The organism is Hymenobacter humi, assembly GCF_042665855.1.
GTDB lineage: Bacteria > Bacteroidota > Bacteroidia > Cytophagales > Hymenobacteraceae > Hymenobacter > Hymenobacter humi.
In genome coordinates this window covers 3,202,318-3,217,179 of sequence record NZ_JBHTEK010000001.1, presented here as the reverse complement: position 1 = coordinate 3,217,179, position 14,862 = coordinate 3,202,318, and the positions used below count along the sequence as shown (strand labels likewise).

Sequence of the window (14,862 nt, the reverse complement as noted above, 5' to 3'; positions counted from 1 at the left end):
ATAAAATCGGAATACGTACTGGACGCACAACGTTGCGGGGAAGAAAGGTGGCCCACGTCAGGCCCTGCTGGGGGTTATTCGGTAGCGGTGGGTTCGAGCCTGCTTTTCGCGCAGTTTGTATTCTTCCAGGTCGAGGATGGCGAGGTGTTTTCGAATGATTTCCTCGTCGAAATCGGCCCGCCGGCTCATGTCGATGAGCAGGGTGCGCTGCTGCTCCAATACGTTAAGTAGAGGTGCTGGTAGCGTTGCAGGGTATCCTGGGACGCGTGGCCGGGGGCATTCAGGGCCTGCGTAAAAAACTGCGTGTCCAGCGCCAGCCGGGCCCGCAGGTTGTGCAGGTAGTCGTTTGGGGGAGCGTCCGGTGGGTGTTATTCTTCGAGGTAGCGGTCTGGACGGGACTGCTTTAATTGCACTCGAATTAAGCAGAATGCCCCGTTTTGCGTCGTAAAGCCACTTTTAAGGGGGCTGCAAGGGGCGTATCGGTGCGGGAAATAGCACTAAAATGTGGCATTTGTTTTACCTATTGTTTTACCTATTCGGTCAAAAAGTTATCTTTGGGCCGCGAGTAAAACCCCAGTACGGCATCATGGCAGCAAGTGTGAAAGTCCTCCTGAAACTGGAGAAGATGAACAAGGCCGGCGAGGCCCCGGTGTACCTGCGCATCACCAAGGACCGGAAGCCGAAGTACGTTTCCATTGGCGTGCACGTCAAGCCGCAAAACTGGGACAGTGACCAAGGTCGGGTAAAGAAGCCGCATCCCAACATCGAGCGGACAAACGCCTTTATTGCGCAGAAAGTGGCCGAGGCCTCGGGCGTGGCCCTGGCGCTACAGACGGAGTCGAAGTTTGTTTCCCCGTGCAAATCAAGCAGGCCATCATGGGCCAGTCTTCGGAGAGCTTCCTAAAGTACTTCGCCCGGCATCTGGCCACGCTCGAGAAGAAGGGCAAGATGGGCTCGCTGGATAAGGCGTCAGCCGTTTATTCCAAGCTCAAGGTTTTCCTGGGAACCAGCGACCTGTTGTTTGACGAGGTTACCGTGAGCTTCCTGAAGCAGTACGAGACGTACTTGCGGGATGAGCTGAAAAACTCGGTCAATACCATCCACTCCAATCTTAAGATCTTCCGCAAGCTCATCAACGACGCCATTCTCGAAGACCTGGTTTCTCCGGGCCGCAACCCGTTTGTCAAATTCAAGCTCAAGCTGGAAAAGACAAATAAGTCTTACCTAACAGAGGAGGAGTTGGAGGAGCTTTGGCTGCTGCCATTAACCGAGAGTAGCATGCAATGGCACCACCGAAATCTATTCGTTTTTGCCGCTTACGCAGGGGCTGCGCATCTCCGACCTGTTGCAACTAAAATGGAGCAACGTCACCAAGACGCACGTCAGCGTCACCATGCAGAAGACGAGCGACGTGGTTTCGGTCAAGCTGCCCACCAGAGCGCAGGAGGTACTTCAATTTTACCGCAACAGTGGGGCTAGGCCCTCCGACTTTGTCTTCCCCATGCTTCGTTCGGACAAAGACTATTCAAATCCGAGAGCGCTATTTAGAGCCCTCTCGTCGGCCACTGCATACGCCAACAAAGATTTAAAATCAGTTGCCAAAAGGGCCGGTATTGAAAAGTCGATCAGTTTTCACAGCTCCCGGCATACTTTCGCAACCCGAGCGTTGGCGAAGGGAATGCCCATCGAGTACGTATCCAAATTGCTGGGACACGCTTCCATTAAGACCACGCAGATCTACGCCAAGATTATTAATGAAAAACTAGATCAGGCAATGGATGTGTTTAACTAATGCCCATACAAATGAATGAAGACCTTTCGCCTCCTCTGCTATACTTCGTAAAGCTCATTTCACTACATGAGTTGGAAAACAGGTACTCGCGCTTTAATAGCATGAAGGAAGATAAATTCTTCACTATCGTTCACTATTCCAAGGACCGGGAGTCAGTTGAATATGGTGAGCCATTTTTCGAAGAGGCTCATAAAGCAGAATTTCAGGGAAACTATTTGTCTGGAGATTAAGGGTGAAGTGTTGACAAGCCAGGAGATGATGTTTAAAGCATTGAGAGGCGGCAACTTGTCAGAGCAAGAAAATGCTTATCGCGGATTTAAACGTGATCTCGATATATTAATTAGTATTGGAAGCAGAAATGCTATAATCAGTCGTTTTAACTGTGTCGGAGACGCCCTGCATGAGCTTGTCCGGTTTCTGGAAACGCATGCACCAATCACGGCTTCCATTGCGGGAGCGTCGGAAAATTCAGGGACGACAGTTACTGCACCTGGCCCAAAGGAGTCCTTTACCTATATAGTAAAATCTCTTATTAAAGGCGAGGATGCTCACCAAAAGAAGATTGATTGCTTAAATCAGCTTCTGAAAGAACTTCAAGATCTAAATATGATCAGTCACAATGAAGATAAAATGGCATTCAGGGCTCTTTTCAATGGCAAGAAGGTTAAGAAACAAGTTCAATGGCTGGGTAATCAATCGCAACTACATGTTTTTATCGATGCCTTAACGGAACCATCGAAACAGGAGTCACGCGGTGTGACTTATCCAATTAATAAAAAATGGATCACCACCGCAGCTTGTTTCGTCGATAAAAATGGCAAGCCCTTCACTATCGAAGGGCTGAACAGTCCTGGGATAAAGGGCAACGGGCCAAAACTTGCCAAAGAGCTTCGCGCCATTCATGAGTTCCTGAAGTAATGAACTCCGACGGCTACATATAGAAAATGGCCGTTAATTTAACTACAACCCCGAAAAAGGCGGTGCGCTTACAGCACGACCTTTTTCGGGGTTTTTGTCTACATGTCCGCTCCATGTCATTCTCCATGAAAGGTTTTTAAGCCCCAAAACCGGGTATGCCGACCGCTTCCTTTGTGGAAACAAACGCAAACAACCCCAATAACATGGCACAGGAAATGATCTTCATGCAAAAGGAAGAATTTGAGCAGTTGCAGCGCACGACGCTCTCCCAAATGAAAAGGATGTTGGAGCAGGAGCTTAAGCTGGGTACGGTTGAATGGCTTGACAATGCACAGGCCCAGGGTCTGCTCAAGGTTAGCAAAAGGACCTTGCAGGCCTGGCGGGACAAGGGGCTGCTGGGCTTTAGCCAGATAGGCAGCAAAATCTACTACAGCCGTCCGGAGATTGACCGCTTCCTGCTGCACCACGCGCATAAGTCATTCGCTAAGTAATCCTCCCGACGGCGATCAGCCCGCAGTAGGATGCAGGCAAGGAGGGGGAACTTGGAGACGTTGGCATCGGGCTGCAGCGGCCTCTTTTTCCTGCTAAACACGAACAAAATGGGAGTAAAAATTCGAGGTCCTGACCGACCAGGGCACCCTATGCCCGACGGTGTGCTGTTTCGGCATGCCCATTCCAAAAATTACCGCCCGATGCATCGCGGCGCAACATTCACTACCACCATTGCTTTTATAAAAAAACATGGAACCCATTGAAAATCATAGCCCTTTCGGCCCAAGTATTGCTGACCTGTTTTCTTTTGGTCAAGATCAGGGGGTGGATATAACCTATTCCGGACAAGGAGAATTCGCCATTCGCCCCAGGTTTTACCAATACTACGGGGAGGCAATCATCCTCGGACCTACTTGTTTGGCAAGCGATGCCGAAGCTTTGTTCCGGGAGCAGGAAGAGTGGCTTCGAACTACTTTCTCGCATGAAGAACTGGGGCACTGGATGGGTATTCCTGTCTCGTTCGTGGAATATGCAATTAATGCTCATTTTGAGCGGGCCAAAAAACGTTATTCCGAAGGGCAGCAGTCGGCTGGTGAGACTGGTTTTGGTGAGCAGCGCCGTTCTTTTCCGCAGCCGGACACCGAAGCAACGCATTCGCCGGGAACCAGCATGAACGACCAAAGCACTTCCGAAAATGAGCATTAATCACGTCATTCGAAAAGCCCTTGCGGCAAGGAAGCCAAGCGTACCAGAGTGCCTTCGCCGACTTACTCGTTGGGAGTGCCCGGTTCACGGGGTGTCCATGGTCAGGTGGGGGGCATTTGAGGCAAATGGCAAGGTATACACCTATCTGGCCTGCGGGCTCCGGTTGTGTCAGATTGCTGGTTTTGGGGATACCGTGGCAACTCCGTTTTCACTATGGCCGGAGTTTAATAATCTGCTGGTTCCTCCGCCAAAGTTAGTCCGGGCTTTGAATCCAGAAGGGGATAAATGCGAGGTTGAACTGGATCAATTACCGTTCTGACCCAGGAGGTAATCAATGGGCATGTCCAAATGTCGCTCATTACTGGCTTTTGACCCGGCCCGTTCTATGCCGAGGCTTCACTAAGCCCTAGCCTCTGGGCCTTCGCAAGGCTTTTCACTCAACCTCGACTGCAGGGCCAAAAACCTTGTTTTACATGCCCGGAAACCCTTAGTTTGGTTTCCGGGCATGTATTTATCTCACCGATACTCAGCTGGAAAAGACCCTTTTGAGTACGGCCACTCTCTTGGTTCAAATGGAACCCCTAGCTGCGTGGTGGTTAGCTCAGGTACCAGGCTCACGCTCCGACCCTCGAGGGCGTCCTGCACCTGGACAGCGAAGTCTAGCGCGTTGACGCTGCGGTCAAGGAACTGGTCGATGTAGGTGCTCTTGTTCGCGCCGGTGAACAGGTTGTAGAGCCGCCACAGGTTCAGGTCGCCGTTTTCGTCGCAGCAGAAGCTCTGGTCGCGGTAGTAGTCCTTGCACACGCTGGCCAGCTGCTGGTCGCCGTAGAGCAGCGCCGGAATGTGCTGCTTGGTCGGGGCCGGCAGGTGCTGGTACATCCGACACCGGCCAATGAGCTGGGCGAACTGGTGCTCGGTGAGCGAGTAGTTGGTCAGCGCCTGCAGGCTGGCGCAAGTGCCGGTGGTGGTCGTAGGCGCGCAGCAGTTGCAGTATCCCCTGGCGGAGCTGTTCGAGGCTGCTGACACGGAAATCACCGAGCAGGCCATCCGTTCTGATACACAGATTCGTACACACGAGATTCTGGAAACCCACGAAAATCTTGAAGTGCTCGGGACTTCCCTTGCGGTTCAAAATATTGTCCAGGTTGTAGGCTTTCACCCCGCCCACGACAAGGGTCAGAGTGTTGCCGCCGACATTCTCGAAGAGGGTCGGGACTTCAATCGCAAACATGAGCCTGTCGTAGCGCAGTGTTTTCTCCCATTCATGGAGTTGTGCAGCCGGCTTGTCCTTCGCCTCTGGGATGCGGCCCTTAATGGGATGCGACACGCGAATCTGTGGGTTGAGAATCTGTTCACCCCGGAAGACCTCGCGCACAGCCTCGGCCGTGACCTCGATGAAGTCTGCTTGCGAAATTAGGGGCTCATTGTCGCGTACGAAAACGGGGATGATGTGCTCGTGCCGGAGTTCTGAGAATCCGACGACAAGCGTGTTCGCTTCGATGAACGCCCGCGATGTGGACGGCGCTACTTCTTCGAAAACGAAAGAGGCTGACTCTTGCGGGTCAGCCTCTCGGTCTCGAACAATTTGCACGTGGTTCGTGTGAAGCGGCTCGGCGCTAAGCCGCATGAGGGAGGTTTCCATGGTGTTGTGATTGGGGTTGGGATGATGAGAATTGGGCAAGTGGAATCGTAAGCAACTGGTGCTTGCGCAGCTGGAAGTCCGGTTTGAGCGCGGCCTGCAGGCTCGGGCGTGAGCGTGTGGTAGAGCCCGGCCAAAGCGGCCAAGGTTTCGCATTCGGAAACGAGGGTCTGGCTGGCCGAAGGGGCCGGTGGGAGGGGCGGCTCGGCGCCGGCGTCGCACCAGTTCAGCAGGGCCTCGCCCGTCGCTGAACATGGTCGGAAAGGGAGTTGGCCGGCAAAGAGTCGGGTCCGGTCTTTTGTGGCGGTCGCGTGATGGGCGCGATCGAGCTCGAACACCAGGTCGAATTCGTAGTCGAGGCCGTCGCGCTGGATGGCTTTCATGCCCACTTTCTCAGGTACTTGCTTGCCGTTCTTGTCGGCCAGCACGTACTCGGTCTTGGCTCGGACCGTCGCGATGACGTGCGACGAGGAGGAGAGAATCCGGTTGATGAGCGCGGTATGCCGTGGGGTCACCTTGGCCCAGGCCGCGAACGAGTTGCCGGGCAGGTTGGCGTGGAAGTCGAGCAGGTTTTCCCACTCGTGGCTCAGCGAGTCGAGGATGATGACTTCCGCGCCCGCCGCTTCGCAGGCCTGCATGGCCTCGATGTAGCGCTCCGGGGTGTAGGGCGGCGTGAGCGTGAGCACGCCGTAGGGGCCCAACTCGGCGTAGAGATGGCCCGAGCCGTTTTCGGTATCGATGACGACAATGCTGGGCCAGTTGCCGGCCGTCAGGCCACTGGCAATGAGCAGGGCGCTCATCGTTTTTCCCGACCCGCTCGGGCCTTGGAGCAGGAGCCGGATTCGGCACCGAGTGCGAGATGATTGATGGATATTCATGGATGCATCTGATGGGTTTAAACTGGTGAGATGTAGGCTGGCCTGCCCGGGATGTTGGTCTGTTCTCTCCTCGAGGCGGGGGTGGCGCCGTTTCGCTTTGAGGCCCGGGGGGCATTCCTGTCTTGGTTCCCGCGCTCGTGCGTACAAACCGCTGAAAAATTTCCAATTTTTTCGCGTTGGAGTGGGAGGATGGAGGCGCGAATCAAGGCTTTCGTCTAGCCAGTGGCAGCGTCCCGACCTGTTGAAGCCAGAGCGCAATGTGCTCCCATGGGAGGAGATGGGAACGCGCAAGCCAGGCCATCAAGCGGGCCAAGCCGAGCAGCAAAATGTCGTCGTAGCGATCTAAGTACTAGAGGAGCGACGTACCCAGCAGGGTTTCTGAAACCCGAAGAAAGGCCTGCTTGTGATGAGTGCCCACGCTCGCGTGCGCGCTTTTTCCCGACCTTCCTGCCATGGAATTCATTTTCTGAGTCTGCGTGCGCCTGATGGTCGTCACCGCCCACATGGTGCACGTCTCCTACCAACAGCTCAACGTGCTGCTCTTCTGGGACCACGAAGGCAGGAAGCCAGCCATCGTAGCTGCCAAGCGCCAAAAATCCATGCAGCGGCCAAGGTCGGGAATTTTCATGTCGTTCAGACACCTCGGGCCCGGGTTGAATCGTCCCTACCTTGGCTTGAAATCTCAGCTGCATGACCCAGAAGCGAAAGGCCCAACGCACCGTACCAGAGCCAGCAACGAAGGCTACCGTCATGGTTCCCGAAAGCTTCCACTTCGAACAGGTTTTTCCCACCACGGGCTTGGCGCCCGCGGCTCGCGAAGCCCTGAAAAACACGGCCTACTTCGTGCTTCACGCGCTTTCACGCCACAAGTTAAGCCCCTACCACCTGGAGAAAATCGAAGCGAAGGGCTTTCATCGCCTTTCAGCCAAGCTGCTCAAATCCATTTGTGGCGACCAATACAAGGTTGTGCTGGACAGGCTCAAAGAAGTGGGCGCTGTCGAGGAAGCTCCAGACGGCTACCAGGCCGGCGTGCGTAGCAGGGGGTTTCGGCTGTCGCGGGCCATGGACATGAGCGTGTCAATTCCCAGAGAATTGGCCGGACAGGTTCGGACCCGGTACCAAAAGCACCTAGTGGAGCAGGAAAAGGCAAATCAGGATTCGCTGGCTTCGCTCACCCACCTCACCAAGTGGTTCGACAGCCCCGAGCTCACCATCAACGTCGAGCAGGCCCACAACTTCATCGAGCCTGGCCCATGTCAAAATCCAAGCGATGATTGCCAGGCTCGCCGCTGGCGCCCGAGATCAAGGCAGCCGTCGCCGGCCGTGTCGCGCTCCGACTCAGCTACCAAATCGGCTCGGTGAAGGCTTTCGACAAAGGCGAGTACCGGCTTTCGAACCGAGGCCGCGACGAACGGCTGCACTCAGTTTTGACGAGCATGAAACGGGAATTGCGGTCGTTCATTCAGTACCGGGGGCGGTACTTGGTGTCGCTGGACATCCGCTCGTCCCAGCCCTACCTGTTCACCATCCTGCTGAAGAAGAGCTTCTTCAGCTCGAGCGTGACAAATCGCCTGGGATGGAAATCGCTCGTGTCCGAAGGTCAAGCCAAACGCGCTGGCTCCCGGCCACCGACGCCACCCACCGATCCAGGGGCCACCCCACTGGCCCGGCTCCCGGCTCCGGTACTCATGTCCACTATGTTTCCAGGACTCGAGAATCTGACTGAGGAACAGGTAGTTGGCCGCACCCGATTTTTGAAGATTTCCTGGGGAGCCGGCATCTACGGCTTGCTGACCGACGAATTTCGAGCTAGGGGTTTCAGCGTCGAATCGGCCGAGGCCATGAAAAAGCAGGTCATGTGGTTGTTTTTCGAGCATGGCAGCTACAAGTACGGCGATGACCGGTTCAAAGCCTTCGCAGCTCTGTACCCGGTCGAGGCCGGCGTGATTCGCGGCGTTCATAGCCTCGAGGCCAAGCTCTTGCCTGTCTTGTTGCAACGGCTCGAGAGCCGAATCTTGTTGCACCGGGTCACGAAGACCATGAACGAAAAAGTACCCGGTGCCGTACTCCTGGCCGTTCACGATTGCGTTCTGACCACGCCCGATTTCGCACCGGAAATCGAAGAAGTGATGCAGGACGAGTTCACTCGAATCACCGGGCTTGCCCCCGGCATCAAGGCCGAAGTGAAATCAGCCGGAGACGAACTCGACGGGGTGTTGAGCTTCGCGCAATCCATCTTTCAGGACAGCGTGGACGCGGTGCAGAAGTCCGAAACGCCACTTGCCTACGCCAACTACAAGCTGATTCCGCCGCTGTTGGAAGCCGAGGCCAGCTACGGCAAGATGTCGACCAGGTTCAACCCTTCCTTCTACGGGCGCTATGAGGTACCCTACAATGACGAGCCCTGAAGATGGGACTCGAGGCTGCCCTTGTCTCGGTTGTGAGAACTTGGGCACCTCTACTGCGCCAATCGCTTGCGAAAGCTAGGTTTCTCGTTGTAGGCCAACCCCATGGGCAGAGGCTAGGAGCCACTCCCGAATTTGACATGAGGTGGTCGCAACCGACTCCCCGGGCGTCCCGGGCCTACTCGATGTACAGCAGAATGGGTTTTGGGCTGCGGTCGATGTATCCGGCAAGGGTCACCAAAAAGGCTGGGTTCACGGTGGGCAAGCTGCGCTCAGGCAGATGAGCGCCTGGGGCTCAGTCGATAAGCAGCCGTGCACGTGCAGCACTACTGCCCGGGCAAACAGGTTGCTGGTGTTCGGTTCCAATCATTCGAACTGGTAGGCTTTGCCGAACTGCCCGCGATAAGAGTAGGAGATCTTTGCGGCGTCTTGGGGGCTGCAGTTGGAATCCCGTTCGTTTGTCTAAATGGCGTTGCCCGGCACGTCAGTGCGTCCATTGCAGCAAAACCTTTGGATCATGGATCGTTTTTTATTGCCCAGTAAGGCAACTTCATGGCTAGGGGATGGCTTACTACCCAAACTACCTACCCCACTTGCCACAATTCCTCCCAGCAGGTGGTGTAGGCCGGCGAGCGCTGCTGCTGCCGGCCTTTCCAGGGTGCTGCTTGTTTGCCGTGTTGTCCCCCCAAAGCGGTAGCGAGTTGCACACTTTCCTTGCCGTAACGGGCATTGAGTGCGTCGAGCTTCTGCATCAGACGTGCCGCTCGCTCACCGCCGTCTGGCGCAAACAGGCTTAGTTGCTCCTTACCGCCTTTTTCAAAACCGTCGAGAATGACCCCGGCTTTGACGTAAACCAAACCCGGCTTCCACAACCGGCCCAGTAGTGCACGGGCAACCCGTACGAGCTCCGCGGTATCGCTCGTGGCGCCGGGCAGGGTGACTTGGGCCGAGCGCGTGTGCGGGGGCGGGGTATTGCCGAAGCGGTTCTGACTGAGAAAAACCGTAAGGACGCTTGCCGCTGATTCTTGCCGGCGAAGCTTTTCCGCCGCCCGCGACGCAAACGCGGCCACGGCCCCGAGTACGTCCTCAAACTGTGCCAGGGGCTTGCCGAAGGTGCGGGTGCAGGCGATGCTCTGCCGGGCCAGGGTGCCGTCTTCGCTCGGTGCGAGTTGGTGACAAGGATACCCCTGAAGCTCGCGCACTAATCGCGCGCCGACCACACCACCCAGGTACTTGCGCGCCACGGCTTCTGAGCACCGGGCTAAGCCCGCGGCCGTGGTGATGCCCATGCCGTGCAGCTTGGTGGCATATTGCCGACCAATGCCCCAGACATCCTCCACCGGCACCCGTTCCAGGGCCCACTGCCGGCGTTCGGGCGAGTCGAGCAGCAGCACTCCTCCCAAGCCAGGGTCTTTCTTGGCGACGCGGTTGGCCAACTTGGCCAGAGTCTTGGTTGGAGCCAGCCCGATGCAGGTGGGAATGTGGGTGCGCCGTTTGACTTCCGTGCGGATGTCGCGGGCGTACGCGTCCAAGGAGCCGTGGTAGCGCTCCATGCCGTGCAAGCTCAAGAAAGCTTCGTCGATGGAGTAGACTTCCAGCTCGGGCGCCTGGGAGGCCAAGTAGCCCATCACCCGCCCGCTCATGTCGCCGTAAAGGGCGTAATTGGAGGAGAGGGCATGGATGCCGTGCTGCTCCACGAGGGGCTTGACTTTGAATAGGCTCGCCCATGGCAATGCCCAAGGCCTTGGCTTCAGCCGAGCGGGAGACGATGCAGCCGTCGTTGTTGCTGAGCACCACCACGGGCTTTCCTTCGAGCCGGGGCTGAAAGGCGCGCTCGCAGCTCACGTAGAAGTTATTGCAATCGACGAGCGCGTACATGTTCGTGCAGTTTGCCGTTGATTAGTTCGGTCACGACGTGGGTGACCACCCCCACACCTTCACGTGGTCCTTGCCCCGCACTTCGATGGGGGTATGGGCCGGGTTGTCCGGGACCAGCCAGTAGGTAGCCCCGCGTTTTTCGAGGCGCTTGACGGTAAACTCCCCGTCGACCGCGGCCACGATCACCTGCCCGGCCTGGGGCTTGAGCGCGCAGTCAATGGCCAGCAAGGCGCCGTCCGGGATATGGGAAGGCGGCCCGTCCATGCTCGTGCCGTTTACCCGCGCCAGGTAGGTGTGGGTGGGGTGGGGCAGCAGGATTCTGTTCAAGTCAATGCGCTCGCCGCGTTCGTCTTCGGCCGGACTGGGGAAGCCAGCCGGGATTGGGGTTTCGCACTCAATGAGCCAGACCGGCTCGCGGGCGATTTGTAAAATGTCGATAGTATCCATGTCCTACGAGATATGTGGGACGCAAGTAACGACATTTATGCTAATAAAGTTAGTAGATGAATCGCTAATAATATTAGTGAATAATGAAAATAGGCTGCGATAAATGCAGCCCGGTGGCATAACCATCTCATTTTCGGATGCGAAATTGGGGTGGGCAGCCGTCTTGTTCACTTGTGCGGAGTCCTTCCTTTGCTAACCCCGCATGCTCGTTATTTTCATACACCTGCTTCCATTTCCTTTCTAATCCGAAAGGAGGGAAGTACCCATCGATTTCCGACCTGCGCGAAGCCGGTAGCTCGGAGTAGGATGCTGACTTAATCATCTTCCTATTAGCCCGGCGAATACTGCAACGTCGCCGAGTACGTGGATGGTACCGCCACCGCTGACACGGTGCTCTTCGACGTTGCCAAGCAACGCAACGGCGCCATCGACGAGGTCATTGTCGCATGTTCCATGCGCCGCGGAACCTTCTCGGACCTGACAGCAGAGCGCACACGTTAGCCTCATGTCTAAGCAATGGACCAGCCCGTTGAGTTAAATGACTAATAAGATGGGCAAATATGAAAAATAAATAATAACCGTAATAGGATAGTACCGCGTATAATATTTGGAATCAATCAAAAGATTTTTTGAGCTTTTTCCACCAAGGTGAATTAGCTTCTCGCTCTTGTTTAAGCTGTTCTTTTAGCTGCATATTTTCAATTTGCAAAGCTTCTATTTGTGATTGCAAGCCTCTAGTCGTTGAATCAGATGCGTTTAACTTGCTATTTAATGCCTTGTTGTTGTTATTAACTAACTCTAGCGTAGTGCTCAAATTAGTTAATTGCTGTCGTAGCTTATTCGCGTGGTTTTCTAAGCCAGAAACTTCTGTTAAAAAGTTTCCGTGTTCAAATGACCATGAAGTTGATGCATTTTCAAACTCGTTTTCAAGCTTGCGATTTGCTGAGTATAATATGTTATATTCCTCATGAAGCCTTTTCAAAGCAGTCATGCTCTTAGCCTCTTTTTGTGTGTGCTCTATCTGAAGTTGCTCGATACTTGCATTTGATTCCGTTAAAGCAGTTGTCAAATCGGCTACCTGCTTCTTGGCTTGGATGAGGCTATATAGCTTGTGACGGAGCATTCGCTCAAACACAGGCTTCTTTGAGTCATTGCGTAAGTCCAAAGCTTCACATAGCGCAGCAGCAGCTCCAGATAAGTCTCCCTTGTCAAACAGTTTTAGGCTTTGCTGATAAAGCATATTAGGCCGCGCTTCCGCTAGGGCCGAAGCTACCTGTTGCTCATCATTAGCTGTCCGGTATAGCTCTACTACTTCACTGCTTACCATGACATCTCGTGCCCGCACTGGTGTACGAATGTTTAAGCCCTCAAGCGAGCGGCACCGGCTCAACGCCACATACAACTGCCCGGAGTCAAAAAAGCCAGTTGGCGCATTGATTTCAACGGCATCAAACGTCAGGCCCTGACTTTTATGCACCGTAAGCGCCCAGGCCAGCTTTAGTGGCAGCTGCGTAAAAGTGCCAATTATGCTGCTCATTATATGGCCTGTGGTCTCATCTAGTCCATACGCGAATTTGTCCCATGTAACGGCCTCTACGGTATGAGTAGCGCCATCTTCAATCTCGACTTTCGCTATCTTCTTATCCAGCTTGACTACCCGCCCGATGGAACCGTTTACCCATCGGCCGCTACGGTCATTATGCACGAACATTACCTGTGCGCCCTCTTTCAATACTAGCTCCCGAGCCGTGGGAAAGTCGCTTTCCGCAAATTCACCCGTCACCACGCCGGTGTACTTTACCAACGGAACTGTGAGTTTGGATAGCTCATTTGCATTGTAATCTTCCGCATCTACATTACGAGTGCTAAGGGTAATTTTTCGCCCTGCTGCATTTTGGTCATTTATGGACCGCCCATTCAGCTTTCCTAGGTCGCTGCTGTCTGCCTGATTGGTTCGTATCTGGTCCAGTAGCCTGATGAATTCCGGGTCCTGCTGGCGGTAGGCTTTGCGTAGCTCAACTGTAATCAGGGGAAATTTGGTAAACGCTTTCGCTCCAAAAAAGTACCGGGTCTGATAATTCCGCTCGTATAGCTGCCTGTCAGCAGGTGTCAGCACCGGTGGCAACTGATAAGCGTCGCCGACTAGCAGCACTTGCTTGCCCCCAAACGGCTCACGGCGGCGACTGCTACCGCTATTTCGCCGCAAAGTGTAGTCGATGGCATCCAAGATATCTGCCCGCACCATTGAGACTTCGTCAATGATAATCAATTCAACGGCCTGAAGTAGCTTGTATTTGTCTTCGTTGACAAATTCGCCGTTCTGAGTTGGACCAAAGTATTTTACCCGGTTGTCCTCGGGCTGCATAATACCAAAAGGCAAGCGAAACATACTATGTATCGTAGTGCCCCCGCGTTCAGCGCCGCCACGCCTGTTGGAGCTACCACAATGGCCTTCTTGCGTGTATGGGCCACGATATGCCGCAGAAACGTTGATTTACCAGTACCTGCTTTACCTGTTAGGAATACGCTTCGTGTGGTGTTCTCAATCAAATTCAGCGCCAGCTGAAATTCTCGGTTATCCAGGTCCAGCTTAGGCATTGTGGGCTTAGGCCGTTGAGATACCGGCTGCACGGGCCCATTCGGAGCCTTAAGAGGCACGCCCCGCTCCAGCAATGCAAACAGGCACCTGGCGCAGGCCGCTACGTCGGCACCAGGCCGGTGAGCTCCTATCGGCGTCTCATCAAAGAGGGCTTCATGCAACTCATGTAGTTTAGGTGGCTTGCTTCTACCTGGTCCTTTCCCAATGCCTGTGCCCGTTCGCATCGTGCAGACTTGATTGAGTCCTTCCGCAAAGCTTGGCCGCGCCAGTCTGTGTAGCTCGGCACCTACAATCGCCAGGTCATATTCCAGGTTGTGCGCAACCACATACTGACAGCCACCAGTTGCAGCTACTAGCTGCCCCAATGCCTCGCTAAGACTCACCCCCTGCGCAGTTGCCTGCTCTGTGGTAATGCCATGTACCCGTGTAGCCTCAGTTGGTATGTCAAACCCCTGCGGCCTTACAAGCAACTGACCTTCACTTTGCTGCTTCCCGTCTTCGCCAAATACTCCCCACGCCAATTCCACCAGCCGCGGCCAATTGGCACTATCTGTAAACGGAGCGTTAAAGTTTGCAGGCAATCCTGTTGTCTCCGTGTCAAAAATCAAGTACATAGGAAACGTTAATAATTACCAGATTATAGCTGCCTTCACAGCATCTTTTCTAAAGACTTATGCCCGCAGGCCCGCACAGCCATCACCCAAAATCTTCTGATTCAGAATATTGTAGGACTCGAGCTTCTCATCGTTTAGTGCTACCAACTCCAGCTTCGAGCCTACTATCGGCAATGTCTGCACTAGGTAATGCCCATCCCACATGGCGCTGAGGTCCCTCACGCTGCTTATGTACATCGCCTTGCTCAGCATGGGCTTCCTGCGCAGCTTTTGCATCAGCGCCAGGGTGTTCTCCTTCACCTAATGGCCTTACTACTCTTGCTAGGCATTGTCACCGGCTGAAAATGCCGCGTAGCAGTACGAGCAGCTAATGCAGCATCCAGTATTGCGATCCAGGGTGAAGTCATAGCCATTCATGAAGCCCGTGGCCGCTGATAGAATCGAGTTGGCCTGCTTGTAGTGAATGCTGCTATGACCCAACTGTGTGCGCCGCAG

15 protein-coding genes and 3 pseudogenes are annotated in these 14,862 nt (G+C 54.6%); 8 read left to right on the top strand and 10 right to left on the bottom strand.

The window, feature by feature from the left end; translation table 11 throughout:
- Positions 1-57: 57 nt before the first annotated feature.
- The gene (locus ACFQT0_RS18025) at positions 58-219 is read right to left on the bottom strand and encodes a hypothetical protein (protein ID WP_380204549.1); all 162 of its coding nucleotides are present in this window, start codon (positions 217-219) and stop codon (positions 58-60) included.
- A 379-nt stretch (positions 220-598) separates the two neighbouring features.
- Between ACFQT0_RS18025 and ACFQT0_RS18020 the strand changes: the two genes are divergently transcribed.
- The 6 genes and pseudogenes from ACFQT0_RS18020 to ACFQT0_RS17995 all read left to right on the top strand — a co-directional run bounded on the left by ACFQT0_RS18020 (position 599) and on the right by ACFQT0_RS17995 (position 3,907).
- Positions 599-904, top strand: a complete 306-nt coding sequence (locus ACFQT0_RS18020) for an Arm DNA-binding domain-containing protein (protein WP_380204548.1) — start codon at positions 599-601, stop codon at positions 902-904.
- Positions 877-1,113 (top strand): annotated as a pseudogene (locus ACFQT0_RS18015) (phage integrase SAM-like domain-containing protein); the annotation flags it as partial. The gene ACFQT0_RS18020 and the pseudogene ACFQT0_RS18015, both read left to right, overlap by 28 nt.
- A 196-nt stretch (positions 1,114-1,309) precedes the next feature.
- Complete coding sequence (locus ACFQT0_RS18010) at positions 1,310-1,792, top strand: site-specific integrase (protein WP_380204547.1); 483 nt, start codon at positions 1,310-1,312, stop codon at positions 1,790-1,792.
- A gap of 156 nt (positions 1,793-1,948) precedes the next feature.
- Positions 1,949-2,710, top strand: coding sequence for a hypothetical protein (locus tag ACFQT0_RS18005; RefSeq protein WP_380204546.1), 762 nt, complete (start codon positions 1,949-1,951; stop codon positions 2,708-2,710).
- 155 nt (positions 2,711-2,865) lie between these two features.
- Positions 2,866-3,201, top strand: coding sequence for a helix-turn-helix domain-containing protein (locus tag ACFQT0_RS18000; protein WP_380204545.1), 336 nt, complete (start codon positions 2,866-2,868; stop codon positions 3,199-3,201).
- A gap of 250 nt (positions 3,202-3,451) precedes the next feature.
- A complete protein-coding gene (locus tag ACFQT0_RS17995) occupies positions 3,452-3,907 on the top strand; it encodes a hypothetical protein (RefSeq protein ID WP_380204544.1) in 456 nt (151 codons plus the stop codon).
- Between the two features lie 516 nt (positions 3,908-4,423).
- On the opposite strand, the gene ACFQT0_RS17990 is transcribed toward ACFQT0_RS17995, so the two are convergent.
- The 3 genes and pseudogenes from ACFQT0_RS17990 to ACFQT0_RS17980 all read right to left on the bottom strand — a co-directional run bounded on the left by ACFQT0_RS17990 (position 4,424) and on the right by ACFQT0_RS17980 (position 6,346).
- Complete coding sequence (locus tag ACFQT0_RS17990) at positions 4,424-4,954, bottom strand: DUF3871 family protein (RefSeq protein ID WP_380204543.1); 531 nt, start codon at positions 4,952-4,954, stop codon at positions 4,424-4,426.
- A pseudogene (locus ACFQT0_RS17985) lies at positions 4,926-5,534 on the bottom strand (DUF3871 family protein); the annotation flags it as partial. The pseudogene ACFQT0_RS17985 and the gene ACFQT0_RS17990, both read right to left, overlap by 29 nt.
- Positions 5,432-6,346 (bottom strand): AAA family ATPase, encoded by a 915-nt coding sequence (locus tag ACFQT0_RS17980; RefSeq protein WP_380204542.1) that lies wholly within the window; start codon positions 6,344-6,346, stop codon positions 5,432-5,434. The pseudogene ACFQT0_RS17985 and the gene ACFQT0_RS17980, both read right to left, overlap by 103 nt.
- 828 nt (positions 6,347-7,174) lie before the next feature.
- Between ACFQT0_RS17980 and ACFQT0_RS17975 the strand changes: the two genes are divergently transcribed.
- Complete coding sequence (locus tag ACFQT0_RS17975) at positions 7,175-7,786, top strand: hypothetical protein (RefSeq protein ID WP_380204540.1); 612 nt, start codon at positions 7,175-7,177, stop codon at positions 7,784-7,786.
- Positions 7,783-8,832, top strand: coding sequence for a hypothetical protein (locus ACFQT0_RS17970; RefSeq protein ID WP_380204539.1), 1,050 nt, complete (start codon positions 7,783-7,785; stop codon positions 8,830-8,832). The genes ACFQT0_RS17975 and ACFQT0_RS17970 overlap by 4 nt, the downstream gene beginning before the upstream one ends.
- Before the next feature lie 581 nt (positions 8,833-9,413).
- Here the strand turns inward: ACFQT0_RS17970 and ACFQT0_RS17965 are convergent.
- From ACFQT0_RS17965 to ACFQT0_RS17940, 6 genes and pseudogenes are all read right to left on the bottom strand, one after another.
- Positions 9,414-9,581, bottom strand: a complete 168-nt coding sequence (locus tag ACFQT0_RS17965; protein ID WP_380206071.1) for a DUF4113 domain-containing protein — start codon at positions 9,579-9,581, stop codon at positions 9,414-9,416.
- A 96-nt stretch (positions 9,582-9,677) separates the two neighbouring features.
- Positions 9,678-10,707: pseudogene (locus ACFQT0_RS17960) on the bottom strand (Y-family DNA polymerase); the annotation flags it as partial.
- Positions 10,708-10,737: 30 nt separating this feature from the next.
- The gene (locus ACFQT0_RS17955) at positions 10,738-11,154 is read right to left on the bottom strand and encodes a LexA family protein (protein WP_380204538.1); all 417 of its coding nucleotides are present in this window, start codon (positions 11,152-11,154) and stop codon (positions 10,738-10,740) included.
- A 613-nt stretch (positions 11,155-11,767) separates the two neighbouring features.
- A complete protein-coding gene (locus tag ACFQT0_RS17950; RefSeq protein ID WP_380206070.1) occupies positions 11,768-13,552 on the bottom strand; it encodes an ATP-dependent DNA helicase in 1,785 nt (594 codons plus the stop codon).
- Positions 13,495-14,367: an exonuclease domain-containing protein gene (locus ACFQT0_RS17945; RefSeq protein WP_380204537.1), complete on the bottom strand. Its 873-nt coding sequence runs from the start codon at positions 14,365-14,367 to the stop codon at positions 13,495-13,497. The genes ACFQT0_RS17950 and ACFQT0_RS17945 overlap by 58 nt, the downstream gene beginning before the upstream one ends.
- Before the next feature lie 57 nt (positions 14,368-14,424).
- Positions 14,425-14,643, bottom strand: coding sequence for a hypothetical protein (locus tag ACFQT0_RS17940; protein WP_380204536.1), 219 nt, complete (start codon positions 14,641-14,643; stop codon positions 14,425-14,427).
- Positions 14,644-14,862: the final 219 nt, after the last annotated feature.